This window comes from Flavobacterium sp. AJR, from assembly GCF_002156885.1.
Lineage (GTDB): Bacteria > Bacteroidota > Bacteroidia > Flavobacteriales > Flavobacteriaceae > Flavobacterium.
Genome location: NZ_NCWQ01000119.1, coordinates 1 through 13075 on the forward strand (window position 1 = coordinate 1; position 13075 = coordinate 13075).

A 13075-nucleotide genomic window follows, 5' to 3' on the forward strand; every position below is an offset into this window, starting at 1 on the left:
GTTTAGACGCTTTTAGCAAAATGGCCGAAAAGTTTAATATGCAGGCTGATGAAGTCGCAAAAATTGCTGTAAAAGCCATGTTCAACAAAAAATCAGAAGTTATTCCAGGTTTTACAAATATTATTTCGGTTTATGCCAACCGTATACTACCAAAGGGATTTATTGAAAAAATGGCTGCTGGAATTTATAAAATTTAATTTTTACAAAAAATAAATAAAAAAATATTCTTTGAAAAAAGAAAAATTATATTAAGTTTGTATTAAATTCTACTAATCCTATAGAGTATGTCAAATAAAAGAAAAAATATGTTTAATTTATCTGAAAACCGAATGCACGTAAACATGCTAATGTTTTGTTGCTGTTGTTGTTATTCTGTTTTAGATAAAATTACAAACTATATTATTTCATTTATTAAATCTATATTATCATGGTATCTTCTTATAAAACCTTTACCCTTACTGAGCAATTAACTAATGAACAAATTACGTTTTTTAACGAACATGGCTTCATTCATTTCAAAAAATTTATAAATCCGGAAACTGTTTCATCCATCATTGATGCCTCGAAACAAGTGCAGCAAAATTGGATTGACAATAACCTTCAAAAAGTAAATGGTGTTCCAATTAAATACGGAAAAGATTTAGATGGCTCTCCAATTGTACAACGTTTTGCTTTTATCAATCAACATCATCAAACCTTAAGCGGTCTTTTACTTGATCCAAGATTTAATAGTTTATTGCCATTGGCAGGCGATAGCGCAAGATTAGGTACTGAAGAAAAAGACGGAATGGTTTTTAATCATTATATCAACGGGCCAGAAAGTAAGTTTACTAAAATGGGTTGGCATACAGATGGTTTGAGAGATATTTTTTATGGTGCAAAATTAAATCCGATGTTAAATGTGGGTATTCACTTAAGCACTTTAAAACCTGAAAATGGCGGTCTTAAAATCATTCCGGGTACTCATAAGCAAAGTATTTATCAAATGCTTTTTCGTAAAAAATACTTTTTAGATAATAAACCCGATCCACAGGAAGTTTCCATCAATCCGGAAGCTGGAGATTTAACCATTCATGATGGTCGTTTGTGGCACAGAGTGGCAGAATCATCTATCCGTGGCGAAGAAAGTAGAAGGAGAGTAATTTATATTCCGATTATAGCCGGAAAATACGCTCCTAAAAATGAGAATAGCCCAACGGTTTTTTATCAACGTTTTGCTGGTATTGTTAAATAATTATGCTGTTTATTATCGTATTTAGTTATCTGGTTAGATCAGGTAAGCTAAAGAGTACCACAGATTTTTTTAAAAATAGTCAAAGAAAAGTAAAGCTAAAAATTGTAAAACTAGAATTGGCTATACTATCTGGCTTACAAATATTACGCTATTAATGAGAAAAGAAATACAGATTGAAGATTATAATGCAATTGCACAAAGAACATTTTCAGACCGTAAACGAACTAATATTTTAAAAAGAACAGAACAGTCAACGATTGTATTTTTGCTTCCAAAAGTACCTAAATTCATTTCGCCAAACGTACTTACTTTAATGGGTACATTTGGTTCGGGATTCGTTTTTTTAGCTTTTGTTTTAGGTACTTATGTAACAAACTGGTATTTGCTTTTGGGTATTATCGGTTTGGTTATAAATTGGTTAGGCGATTCATTAGACGGAAGATTGGCTTATTATAGAAATATTCCGCGTCGTTGGTATGGTTTTGCACTCGATATTATTGCCGATTGGATAGGTATTGTACTTATAGGCTTTGGCTACTACATTTATGCTAAAAATGGCACACAAATAGTAGCCTTTGCTTTTGTCGCATTGTATGGCTGGTCTATCATCATCAGCCAGTTGCGCTACAAAATGACAAATGAATACAGTATAGATTCTGGCTTTGTTGGCCCAACAGAACTTAGATTTATTATTGCTTTAATTTTAATTATAGAAGTTTTATTTCAGGGATCAATTACGTATTTGGCTGGCTTAATCAGTATTGTGTTGTTTGTAATCAATACTATTGATAGCTTAAAACTTTTAAAGTTAGGCGATTTAAAAGATAAAAACCAAGACTGATATGTTCAGTAAAAAATCCATTTTTACTTTTCTACGAGCACAAGTTGCGGCATTTTTAGGAGGCATTACCGATTATGGTTTAATGATTTTACTAACAGAAGTATTTAAATTGCATTTTACTTTTTCAATTCTAATCTCCGGAACCATTGGTGCCATTATCAATTTCAGCATCAATAGATTTTGGGTATTTAAAAATCAATCTGGTTATAGTAGCCACATCAATAGTCAGCTTTTTAAATTTGCGTTAGTTGTATTGGGAAGTATTTCCTTAAAATCATTTGGTACGCTTATTTTGCAAAAAGTATTTCAAATCGATTATAGAATCGGAAGATTAATCACGGATAGTTTTGTTTCTTATGGATTTAATTATCCGCTGATTAAATATTGGGTTTTTAAGGTAAACAAAAAACAGAATGTAATTAAATCAGATTAGCGTATAAATAACCAATTAAGTGTTTTCTATTCAATACATAGTCCCGAAGCTTAGGGATAGATTTTAGATACCTAAAAAGAATAGAAAAAGAAACTAGTTTCTCATACATAGTCAACTATGATTGTTTAAACAAGTGAAACGCCTTCTTTAAGCATTCTAAATCTATGTTTCTAGGTGTTAAAATAATTGCAACCAGCAGGTTGTATAAAAACTTCGATATGAATAAATTATCATTAAAATATTTTACAAAATCACTAATCGTTATAACGATCTTAGGAACTATAATTCCCGAAAATGTAGTGGCACAATCCAAAAATCCATCGCCATTAAATTTTCCAACGCCTAAGAATATAGATAATATGCTATTTTATATTCAGCGGGACCCAAATGTAAACACTGCAATTTATACCATAAACTACCTGGAAAATGGAAAAATAAACAAAAGCAATCCTATAAAAGCGTATTGGATTCGATATGCTGAGAAAGGAGAAATAAAAGACTTTAATTATATGCAACGCAAATTTGCATACGGAATAGAAAGTAAAACCTTGGATAACGAAGAGTTTGAACTTCAATTTGTATCGTATAAAAAGTTACCCTTAACCTTAAAAAAGATAGATTCAGATCAAAAATATCATGTTTTTGTAAATGTAAATCAGAAAAGAATACAGGTAGAAAAAATATTTGTACGCATTGAGGGAGGTTCTTTTTGGTTACCAAATGTAAAGTATGCTGAAGTTACCGGAATTGAGACTTCCTCAAATAAAATAATTACTGAGAGGATGTTGTTATAATAAGATTTCGATATAATCTTTAACGCATATAAATTTTAAAAAAAAATTAATTTATAATTCCCTCTACTTTTGATAATGCTTCCTTAAAGATAAAAAGTGACGGATTATCACTCAATAATTTTTTTTTTAGCGATGATTTAAATATTGAAAATAGCTTCTCTAAAAAAAGAGAGAGCTTATACTTTTTTACTATTTGGTAATAATACGAAAGTTTTACATATTCTACACCTATCAGTTTTTCGTCGACTAAGTATTTTAAACCTATAACTGATTCTTCCGATTTCTTTAAAAACGTTTTACTACTCTCGATACCTAAATGATAAACAGGGTTTTCAATGTGGATAATCTCAATCTTATTTTGCTTTAATTCAAAAGAAAACAAAGTGTCTTCATGCCTTAAATTTGGAATTTCTTCATTAAAACATACCTTTTTAAAAATTGATTTTTTTATCAGAAAGTTTAATGTTAATAACGAAAGATATGGGTTTATTTGCCTTTTTTCTACCGATAATGCTTCTCTGGATTTACCGTAAATCCATCTTAGAATTTCAGATTTTCTTGGTTCTTCTTTTTGGTATTGAATTCCGCCATAAATGACTTTTTCGTCTTTATTTATCTGAAGAATATAATTAGTAATAAAATTAGAATGAATTGGTAACGTATCAGCATCCAGAAAAAGCAAATCCTCGAAGTTGGCTTTCTGAGCTAATAAATTCCGGATAGTACTTCTTCCAATATTCTTATCTAAAATAGCATAAGAACAGTTTGTTAATTGATTTATTTTTTGATTTTCAGTTAAAAACTGAGAGGAAGCATCATCCAAACAAATAATTTCAAATTCGATTCCAGATTGTAAACATTGTTTGTGTAGCTCAGTGATAAGAGAGCAAACATCATAATTGTATACTGGAATAAGAATAGAAAGCATTAATTGTCGTTTTTTAAAATATATTTGTAAAGAAAATACTTTTTATTAAGAAAATCTCTTTGTCGATAAAAATGATATCAAGTTTGTGAAAAAAGTAAAACATTAAAAAATGAATTTAAGATCTGTTTATTATTTTATCTCTCCAAAATCAAGGCTTGTTGTTCGGAAAATTTATTATGCGCCCATTGATTTTTTAAATTCGATAAGTGGACGTAAAAATAAATTGATTCCTAATAAAGGAGATATTTTTATAGGTTCAGGTGATTTTGTAGAGCAAGGAAAACACCATCTTAAACTCTTAATAGAATATGCAAAATTAAAACCCAATCATTCAGTTCTGGATATTGGTTGTGGTATTGGTAGAGTAGCGGTTCCGCTTACTAATTATTTATTAACCGATAGTAGATATGAAGGATTTGACTTGGTTAAGAAAGGTATTAATTGGTGTAAAAATAATATCACAAGTAGCTTTCCTAATTTCAATTTTCAACATATTCCTTTAAGTAATGATTTGTATAGTTTAACAAATCAAAAAGCCGAAAATTTTGTGTTTCCTTATAAAGACGATTCTTTTGAAACGGTTTTTTTGTTTTCTGTTTTTACACACATGCAACCATTAGAGGTTCAGAATTACCTTAATGAAATTTATAGAGTATTAAAACCAGGAGGAAAATGCCTAGCTACTTTTTTTGTGTATAATGAAAAAAATGAAGATATAATTTCAAAAGATAATGGAACCTATATTTTTCCATTCAAAAAAGAAGGATATAGATTGATGAATCAAAAAGTTCCTTCCGCTAATATTGCCTTTGATGAAGAATCTCTAAATAAAATGGTAGATTTGAGTAACTTAAAAGTTGAAAATAAAATATACGGAACCTGGTCTAAAAGAGGAAATAAACCTCTAGTAGACTTTCAAGATATCTTAGTTTTTGAGAAATAAAAATAATTACACCGTTCTCTGAACCACTTCAAAAATCCTGGCATCTTCACATTTTAATGTTTTCGAAGGGAATTTCATTAGTAAAGCATAATCATGAGTTGCCATGATAACAGTTTTTCCAAGTGCGTTGATGTTTCTTAAAACTTCAAGAACTTCTGAACTTGTTTGTGGGTCTAAGTTTCCTGTAGGTTCATCGGCAAGGATAAATTCAGGGTCGTTTAGTAAAGCTCTTGCAATTGCAACACGTTGTTGCTCACCACCAGAAAGTTGGTGCGGCATTTTTTCAGTAAACTCTTTCATACCAACTTTATCAAGAACTTCGTCAATTTTACGTTCCATACCTTCTTTGTCAACCCATCCAGTTGCTTTTAGTACAAAAAGCATATTGTCTTTTACAGTACGGTCTGGAAGTAATTTGAAATCTTGGAATACGATCCCGATTTTACGTCTCAAATATGGAATCTCACTCTCTTTTAAAGTTGCCAAATCAAAATCAACAATATGACCTTCTCCTTCAGTTAAAGGTAAATCACCATATAAAGTTTTCATGAAACTACTTTTTCCTGAACCTGTTTTTCCGATGATATAAAGAAACTCACCGTGTTTAACTTCTAAATTTACGTGAGATAAAATTTTTCTTCCTTCTTGATAAATAGTTACATCTTTAAGAGACAGTACGGTTTGTGACATGATAAAATTAATTTGAATGGTAAAAGTAATAAGTTAACGGCTGTATTCAAAATAAATTTTCCTCATTTAAGGAAATAGTCCTTTATATGTCTTTATTTAAGACAATAAGTGTGTGGTTGTTGGGTTTTATAAGTGTGTTAAATCATGATAGTTGGTTTTTTGTTTATAATAAATACCAAAACGGTTTCGTTATACCCAGTAGAAAATGATACATTTGAATATTAAATTAAAATCACAATGCATAAACTTTCACGGTTATTTTTTATACTAGTTCTTCTTTTATCGATTAAGGTTTCGGCACAAAAGTCGGCTATTTATACCTACGATTTAAAGGATTTCGACAAAGCACTTTCCTTATATAATGACAAACAATATACATCGGCTCAGATTATTTTTGAAAAAGTAAAAGACAAAGAGACGAGAGAAGAGGTAAAGGCAGACTGTGCTTATTACATCGCCAATTGCGCCATAAGAACCAATCAGCCTAATGCCGATGAACTTATGGAGCGTTTTGTTGAAGATTACCCAATAAGTACCAAGCAAAATCAAGCATATATAGAAGTTGCTCATTATTTTTTCGATCAGGCCAATTACCCAAAAGCATTGCAATGGTTTGATCGTGTAGATGAGAACTATATGAGTAAAAGTGATTTGGATAAATTCAACTTCCAAAAAGGATATAGTTACTTTAATTCTAAAAAGAAAAAAGAAGCAACAGCCTACTTTAATAAAGTGGTAAATTCTCCCGAATATGGTTCACAAGCCAAGTATTATTTAGGTTTCATGGCTTATGAAGGTGATGATTACAAAGAAGCTACTAAATATTTTGATGAGGTTTCGGGCGAAGAAAAATACAAAGAGAAACTTTCGTATTATCAAGCTGATATGAACTTTAAGTTAGGTAATTTCCAAAAAGCAATCGATTTGGGACAAAAAGCAATGCCTAAATCTAATGAAATCGAAAAATCGGAACTGAATAAGATTATCGGAGAAAGTTACTTTAATTTAAAAGCGTATGATAAAGCAATTCCGTTTTTAGTACAATATAAAGGTAAAAAGGGAAAATGGAATAATACCGATTTTTATCAATTAGGATATGCTTATTATCAGCAAAAAGATTATGAAAATGCCATTTCACAATTCAATAAAATCATTGAAGGAAAAGACTTCGTGGCACAAAATGCATATTACCACTTAGGTCAGAGTTATTTAAATACCGATAAAAAGCAACAAGCATTAAATGCATTCAAGAATGCTACCGAAATGGATTTTGATAAAGCAATCCAAGAAGACGCAAGTTTAAATTACGCTAAACTGAGTTATGAAATTGGGAATTCATACCAAACTGTACCAGCAGTTTTACTTGATTTCTTAAAGAAATATCCAAATAACTCCAGTAAATCTGAAGTTGAAAAATTATTAATAGATTCTTATATTTCTTCTAAAAACTATAGTGAAGCACTAACTTTATTAGAGAAAAATAAATCTCCGGAAAATAGATTGGCTTACCAAAAAGTACTTTTTTACAGAGGTTTAGAACTGTATAATGATAACAATTATCAGGAAGCTTCTAAGATGTTTATTAAGTCCCTTAACGAACAAAAAAGCCCAGAGTTTACAGCTCGTGCAACTTTTTGGAAAGGAGAAACGGAATATCTTAATGAAGATTTTAAAAACGCATTAATAAGTTATAAGCAATTTGCAGGTTTGGCAGCAGCCAAAACAACTCCTGAGTTTAAAAACGTGAATTATAATATTGCTTACACTTATTTTAAATTAAAAGAATATGATAATGCAGCAAATTCATTTCAGGCTCAAATCGATAATGCCAAAGATGATGCTTCGAGATTACATGATTCATATTTAAGATTAGCCGATTGTCGATTTGTAACTTCTAAGTATACTTCGGCGATGGAAGCTTATACTAAAGTTATGACATTTAAAGGTGTCGATGCTGATTATGCCTATTTTCAAAAAGCCATTTGTTATGGTTTTATGAATAAAAATGATAAAAAAATCGAAGAACTTAACGGGTTTCTTCAAATGTACAAAAAATCAGAATATCGTGACGATGCCATGTTTGAGCTAGCAAATACATATGCTGCCGAGAAAAAAACAGAGCAGGCAATTAAAACTTATGACCAATTGGTTGCAGAATTCAAGAATGGAGCTTTCACTGCAAAATCTATTTTGCGTGAGGGATTAATTTACTATAACTCCGATAGAGATCAATTGGCTTTGGTGAAATTTAAAAAAGTAGCTGCCGATTTCCCTAGAACTCCCGAAGCTCTTGAAGCAGTTTCTACAGCGAGATTAATTTATGTAGATAATGGTAAAGTAGATGAATATGCTACTTGGGTACGTACGCTAGATTTTGTAGCTGTTACAGATGCCGATTTAGATAATGATACTTTCGAAGGTGCAATAAAACAATATGAGCAAAATAACAACAAGCAAGCTATTGTAGGTTTTAGTAATTATGTGAGCAAATTTCCAAAAGGAATCCATGCGCTAGAAGCTAATTTTAAATTGGCCCAAGCCTATACTATCGAAGGTTCTGAGAGTAAATCAATTCCTAATTATCAATATGTAATCGAGCAACCTCGTAGTGAATATACAGAGCAATCTTTAATGCGTTTAGCGCAGATATTCTTAAAAGCTAAAGATTGTGATAAAGCAATTCCGGTTTTATCTCGTATAGAAAATGAAGGAGATTCTTCTCAAAATAAAACATTCGCGCAAGCAAACCTGATGAAATGTTATTATGATAAAAACGATTATAGTAACTCGGTTGTGTATGCAGAAAAAGTATTGCAAAATCCTAAAACAGACGAAAATGTAAAAAGCGATGCACAAATTATTGTAGCAAGAGCAGCAATTAAATCCGGAGATGAGGATAAAGCTAAAACGGCTTATGCAAAATTGGCTACAACATCCAAAGGAGAATTGGCAGCAGAATCATTGTATTATGATGCTTACTTTAAAAACAAAGAGAACAAGTACGATGCTTCTAATGCTGCGGTACAAAAACTAGCTAAAAACTATTCATCATTCAAATATTTTGGAGCCAAAGGATTGGTATTAATGGCAAAGAATTTCTATGGCTTAAAAGATAGTTATCAAGCAACTTATATTTTAGAGAATGTAATTCAGAATTTCACAGCTTATCCAGATGTAGTTTCTGAGGCCGAAAAAGAATTAAGTGCTATAAAAGCAGAAGAGTCTAAAACAAATTCATCGATTACAAAGTAGAAAATAGAGCAAAAAGAGTATAGATAATAGAGACAAGAAAAATAGATAAGTCTTTTCTCTTTAATCTTTGCTCTCAAAAAAATAAAATATGAAAATCAATTTCCAAAATAAACATATCGCTTTTCTTTTGTTGCTAACTTCTCAGTTGACTTTAGCGCAGAAAAAAGACGAAACAAAAAAGAAAGACGAAACAATTGGTACCGAAGAAGTAAATGTGGTAAAAGCATATTCTCCTACAATCTCGGATGCTTTTAAAGTAAAAGAAATTCCTTCATTAAATGATGAAGGGAATGCTGCTAAAGAAACGATTAAATACACCATTTTTTCTTTTCCGGTAGCATCTACTTTTACACCTTCAAAAGGGAATGCTCAACTGGTTGATAAAGCTAAAAAAGAGCATTTGTTTACTAACTATGCTACTGCAGGAGTCGGTAATTACGGTAATTTAAATGCCGAATTATTTGTAGCGCAGGAATTAGGAAACAATGATTATGTAGCAGGAATGTTCAAGCATCAATCTTCGCAAGGAGGTATTAAGGATATAGATTTAAATGATAAATTTTACGATACCTCACTAGATTTAATTTATGGAGTAAAAAACAGAGATATGTCCTGGAATATTGATTTAGGATATCAAAACCAGATTTATAACTGGTATGGTTTACCAGTAGATTTTGGTTCTACCTTAACTCCGCAAGATCGCGGGATATTAATTAATAGTATAAGTCCAAAGCATTCGTATAACGGAATTAATCTTGGTGGAAATATCGATTTTAGTGATGGTATTTTTACTAAGGCAAGTATGAAGTACAGTCATTTTTCGGACGGTTTAAAATCTTCTGAAAATAGATTTTATATAAAGCCATCTTTTAAAGTCGAAATCATGGATCAGTCTATAAATACAGATGTAATTGTAGATTATGTTGGTGGAAGTTTTGAAAATAATTATGAGAAAACAAACTTACAGCCTATAAAATATGGATTTACCAATTTTGGATTATCACCAAGTTTTGTAATGCAACAAGATGATTGGACGCTTAATTTAGGAGCTAAATTGTTTTATAGTTTAGATAATGAAAATAGTAATAGTAAGATTTTAGTGTATCCAAATGTAACTGCTTCGTATAAAGTAGTTGGAGATTTAATGATTTTTTACGCTGGAGCGGAAGGGAATTTAGAACAAAACACCTATATGGATTTTGTAGATCAAAACCCGTTTTTATCACCAACACTAAATATTAATCCAACGGATATGCAATTCAATATTTTTGCTGGATTAAAAGGAAAATTAGCTAATAATGTAAGTTATAAAGTTCAGGGATCTTATGTAAACGAAAGAAACAAAGCATTGTTTAAGAGTAATGACTATACAGAAGATATAACTAATGAAAATTACGCTTTCGGAAACTCTTTTCAGGTTGTATATGATGATATGACAACAATGCGTTTTTACGGAGAGTTAAAAGCTGATTTCTCAGAGAATGTTTCTTTTGGAATCAACGGAACTTTTAATAGCTACAGTAATGATCATCAAAGCGAGGCTTGGAATCTGCCAACAATGAAATTAAGTGCTAATCTTGATTTTAATATTACCAAACAATGGTACGCAGGATTCAATTTGTTTTATGTAGGAGAAAGAAAAGACGAACAAGTAAATACAAGTTTAGCTATTGATGCTAGCCCGATTACATTAAAAAGTTATTTTGATTTAAATGCTCATGTAGGATATAAGTACAGCGATAGATTAACATTTTATTTAAAAGCAAATAATATTACTAATCAAGCCTACCAGAGATGGTTGAATTACCCGGTTCAAGGTTTTCAGATTATGGGTGGAGCTAATTATAAATTCGATTTTTAGGTTTATTTAACCGCAAAGACTGCAAAGTTTTACGCAAAGTACGTTAGGATTATTTAACCAAAAAGAATACAAGATTCGCTAGATCTTTTTTAAGATTTAGCGAATTTTGCTTTTTAATTAATGTTAATCTATATCTAACTAAATAAACCTTCTTTGTGGTCTTTGTGTGAAACTTTGCATTCTTCGTGGTTAACTCCTCAAAGTTCATATTAAATAAATTCTTTTTTGCGACCTTTGCGTAAAACCTCGCGCACTTTGCGGTTAATATTTTATTATGACTTTCAAGCAAAAAATACACGCCTATTATTTACAAATGGTTCAGGATCGAATTGATGTTTTTAAAGACATGATTTCGACATTGACCGAGGATTCTAAAAATGATGCCAAAGGTTCGGCAGGAGATAAGCACGAAACAGCTTTATCGATGATGCATATAGAGCAGGAAAAACTAACCAATAAATTAAAAGAAGCAATTAGTCAAAAAACTATTTTAGATAAAATTGACGCTTCAAAAACAACAGAGAATATCATTTCAGGAAGTTTGGTAAAAGCAAACGGAATTCATCTGTATTTGAGTGTGGCACTTCCTAAAATTGCCATTGACGGAATAAATGTAATTGCGCTTTCTCCACAATCCCCTCTTGGTTCTCATTTAATAGGGAATAAAGTTGGGTTTCAATTTGAAATTAATAAAACACATTATACGATTGAAAGTGTTGAGTAGTCTGTGTTTATTTTTATTATTTTAGTAGGAAATAAATAAAAATGAAAAGTATCTTTTTTTTGCTAGTATGTTTTGTATGTGTGGGTTTAAATGCCCAGACAATTAATTTAGAAGCTAAAGCTATAGAATTAGGAGTAGACAGAATAAGTAAAATTAATGGTACGAAAATTTACAGATTAGAGAAGAATGACCTATACGGTTTTGCTGATGAGAATTTTTCAATTATAATTCCTTGTGAAAATGATTATAGTGAATTTATAGGTGATCATTATTTAAGAATAAGAAATTTAAACGGTAAGTGTTCACTTTTTGATATGTCGCTGAAAAATTATGTTCAAAAGGATAAACATTATATTTCAATAATTTATACCATTATAACAGGAGATACTACTAAAAGCTTTTTTTCAAGTTCTAACTCAATAGAAGATGATAGCATAATTTATGATATCGAAGGAAAGACCATAGCAAACATAAAAGATTTTAGCATTTCAATGCAGGGTGGAAACGAATATGGTATTATTATGTTAGAAAATGGCAACGGATCTAATTTTAAAATGCTTAATGAGTTTGGAAAAGAAATTGCTTCATTTGATTATATATATTGTCCTTATAAAGACCGCGACTTTTTTTATGTTAGAAGAGACAGTAATATTTATACAAATCCGATTCGAAAATACGGTATTGTAAATCATGAGGGAAAAGAACTTTTAAAGATTAATTATGATAAAATTACTTTTCAGGAAGAGTCAATAATTATTACATTAAAAAACAAAATTAGTGTTTTAGATCGCAATTTAAAACTCAAATTTCGTTTAGAAAATGCAATTGATGCGGATGGAGTTAGAGGAAATGCTTTTCTAACTCAATATCCGAATAATAAATGGAAAGTGATCAATACAAACGGAAAAACACTCTTTACAGTTGATGCGAAAAAAGTGGAATCCTATCCGCATAATTTGTTTAAAGTCGAGAATCAAAATAGTAGCTATTTCGTTAATATGGAAGGAAAAACTGTTTCAAGTGAGTAAACATTTTCTGTTTCATTGACTTTTGAAAATAGCTTTAACTGACATTCTTATCAAGACATATTGCCGTTGCTAGAAAATTACATAACACAAATTCTTGTATAAATTGGCAAAACTAACCGAAATGGCAATATTGTGAAAAAATCTATTTTCTTTTCAAAAAATCTTTTCTTTTTGATATATTGTTGTTACTTGTGGAATATCTCAAGAGATAGTTCAGTAATAACTTAAAAATCTTGTATTTTACGCTTCATTTAGCCCTGAACTTGAAAATTTTAATTTCAGGGCTTTTTTTTGTGTTAAAATTTTACATTTTATATGTAAAATGATGATTATGGTTTTAAATTATA

Annotated in this window: 11 protein-coding genes and 1 pseudogene; 10 read left to right on the forward strand and 2 right to left on the reverse strand. The window is 30.4% G+C overall.

Features of this window, described 5'->3' with window-relative positions:
- The 5 genes and pseudogenes from B8T70_RS21695 to B8T70_RS21715 all read left to right on the forward strand — a co-directional run.
- A pseudogene (locus B8T70_RS21695) lies at positions 1-197 on the forward strand (SDR family NAD(P)-dependent oxidoreductase); the annotation flags it as partial.
- A gap of 230 nt (positions 198-427) precedes the next feature.
- Positions 428-1234: a phytanoyl-CoA dioxygenase family protein gene (locus B8T70_RS21700; RefSeq protein WP_086896202.1), complete on the forward strand. Its 807-nt coding sequence runs from the start codon at positions 428-430 to the stop codon at positions 1232-1234.
- A gap of 154 nt (positions 1235-1388) precedes the next feature.
- Positions 1389-2075 (forward strand): CDP-alcohol phosphatidyltransferase family protein, encoded by a 687-nt coding sequence (locus B8T70_RS21705; RefSeq protein ID WP_086896203.1) that lies wholly within the window; start codon positions 1389-1391, stop codon positions 2073-2075.
- A gap of 1 nt (position 2076) precedes the next feature.
- Positions 2077-2508: a GtrA family protein gene (locus tag B8T70_RS21710; RefSeq protein ID WP_086896204.1), complete on the forward strand. Its 432-nt coding sequence runs from the start codon at positions 2077-2079 to the stop codon at positions 2506-2508.
- 218 nt (positions 2509-2726) lie between these two features.
- Entirely contained in the window at positions 2727-3302 is a 576-nt protein-coding gene (locus B8T70_RS21715) for a DUF4833 domain-containing protein (RefSeq protein ID WP_086896212.1), read from the forward strand.
- A gap of 46 nt (positions 3303-3348) precedes the next feature.
- On the opposite strand, the gene B8T70_RS21720 is transcribed toward B8T70_RS21715, so the two are convergent.
- Positions 3349-4230: a glycosyltransferase family 2 protein gene (locus tag B8T70_RS21720; RefSeq protein WP_086896205.1), complete on the reverse strand. Its 882-nt coding sequence runs from the start codon at positions 4228-4230 to the stop codon at positions 3349-3351.
- Positions 4231-4339: 109 nt separating this feature from the next.
- On the opposite strand from B8T70_RS21720, the gene B8T70_RS21725 reads away from it, so the two are divergent.
- On the forward strand, positions 4340-5173 hold the full coding sequence (locus tag B8T70_RS21725; protein ID WP_086896206.1) for a class I SAM-dependent methyltransferase: 834 nt from the start codon (positions 4340-4342) through the stop codon (positions 5171-5173).
- 6 nt (positions 5174-5179) lie between these two features.
- Here B8T70_RS21725 and B8T70_RS21730 read toward each other — a convergent pair whose 3' ends face one another.
- Positions 5180-5863 (reverse strand): cell division ATP-binding protein FtsE, encoded by a 684-nt coding sequence (locus B8T70_RS21730; RefSeq protein ID WP_086896207.1) that lies wholly within the window; start codon positions 5861-5863, stop codon positions 5180-5182.
- A gap of 237 nt (positions 5864-6100) precedes the next feature.
- Here B8T70_RS21730 and B8T70_RS21735 point away from each other — a divergent pair, with 237 nt between their 5' ends.
- The 4 genes from B8T70_RS21735 (at position 6101) to B8T70_RS21750 (ending at position 12728) form a co-directional block, all read left to right on the forward strand.
- Positions 6101-9115, forward strand: a complete 3015-nt coding sequence (locus tag B8T70_RS21735; protein ID WP_086896208.1) for a lipopolysaccharide assembly protein LapB — start codon at positions 6101-6103, stop codon at positions 9113-9115.
- Between the two features lie 88 nt (positions 9116-9203).
- The gene (locus tag B8T70_RS21740; protein ID WP_086896209.1) at positions 9204-10976 is read left to right on the forward strand and encodes a TonB-dependent receptor; all 1773 of its coding nucleotides are present in this window, start codon (positions 9204-9206) and stop codon (positions 10974-10976) included.
- Between the two features lie 274 nt (positions 10977-11250).
- Positions 11251-11700, forward strand: a complete 450-nt coding sequence (locus B8T70_RS21745) for a hypothetical protein (RefSeq protein WP_086896210.1) — start codon at positions 11251-11253, stop codon at positions 11698-11700.
- A gap of 41 nt (positions 11701-11741) precedes the next feature.
- Complete coding sequence (locus tag B8T70_RS21750) at positions 11742-12728, forward strand: WG repeat-containing protein (protein WP_123912146.1); 987 nt, start codon at positions 11742-11744, stop codon at positions 12726-12728.
- Positions 12729-13075 lie beyond the last annotated feature (347 nt).

Bases quoted from the DNA above. Each gene is read 5' to 3' on its own strand.
- B8T70_RS21700 (WP_086896202.1), top strand. From the start codon at position 428: ATGGTATCTTCTTATAAAACCTTTACCCTTACTGAGCAATTAACTAAT.
- B8T70_RS21705 (WP_086896203.1), top strand. From the start codon at position 1,389: ATGAGAAAAGAAATACAGATTGAAGATTATAATGCAATTGCACAAAGA.
- B8T70_RS21710 (WP_086896204.1), top strand. From the start codon at position 2,077: ATGTTCAGTAAAAAATCCATTTTTACTTTTCTACGAGCACAAGTTGCG.
- B8T70_RS21715 (WP_086896212.1), top strand. From the start codon at position 2,727: ATGAATAAATTATCATTAAAATATTTTACAAAATCACTAATCGTTATA.
- B8T70_RS21720 (WP_086896205.1), bottom strand. From the start codon at position 4,230: ATGCTTTCTATTCTTATTCCAGTATACAATTATGATGTTTGCTCTCTT.
- B8T70_RS21725 (WP_086896206.1), top strand. From the start codon at position 4,340: ATGAATTTAAGATCTGTTTATTATTTTATCTCTCCAAAATCAAGGCTT.
- B8T70_RS21730 (WP_086896207.1), bottom strand. From the start codon at position 5,863: ATGTCACAAACCGTACTGTCTCTTAAAGATGTAACTATTTATCAAGAA.
- B8T70_RS21735 (WP_086896208.1), top strand. From the start codon at position 6,101: ATGCATAAACTTTCACGGTTATTTTTTATACTAGTTCTTCTTTTATCG.
- B8T70_RS21740 (WP_086896209.1), top strand. From the start codon at position 9,204: ATGAAAATCAATTTCCAAAATAAACATATCGCTTTTCTTTTGTTGCTA.
- B8T70_RS21745 (WP_086896210.1), top strand. From the start codon at position 11,251: ATGACTTTCAAGCAAAAAATACACGCCTATTATTTACAAATGGTTCAG.
- B8T70_RS21750 (WP_123912146.1), top strand. From the start codon at position 11,742: ATGAAAAGTATCTTTTTTTTGCTAGTATGTTTTGTATGTGTGGGTTTA.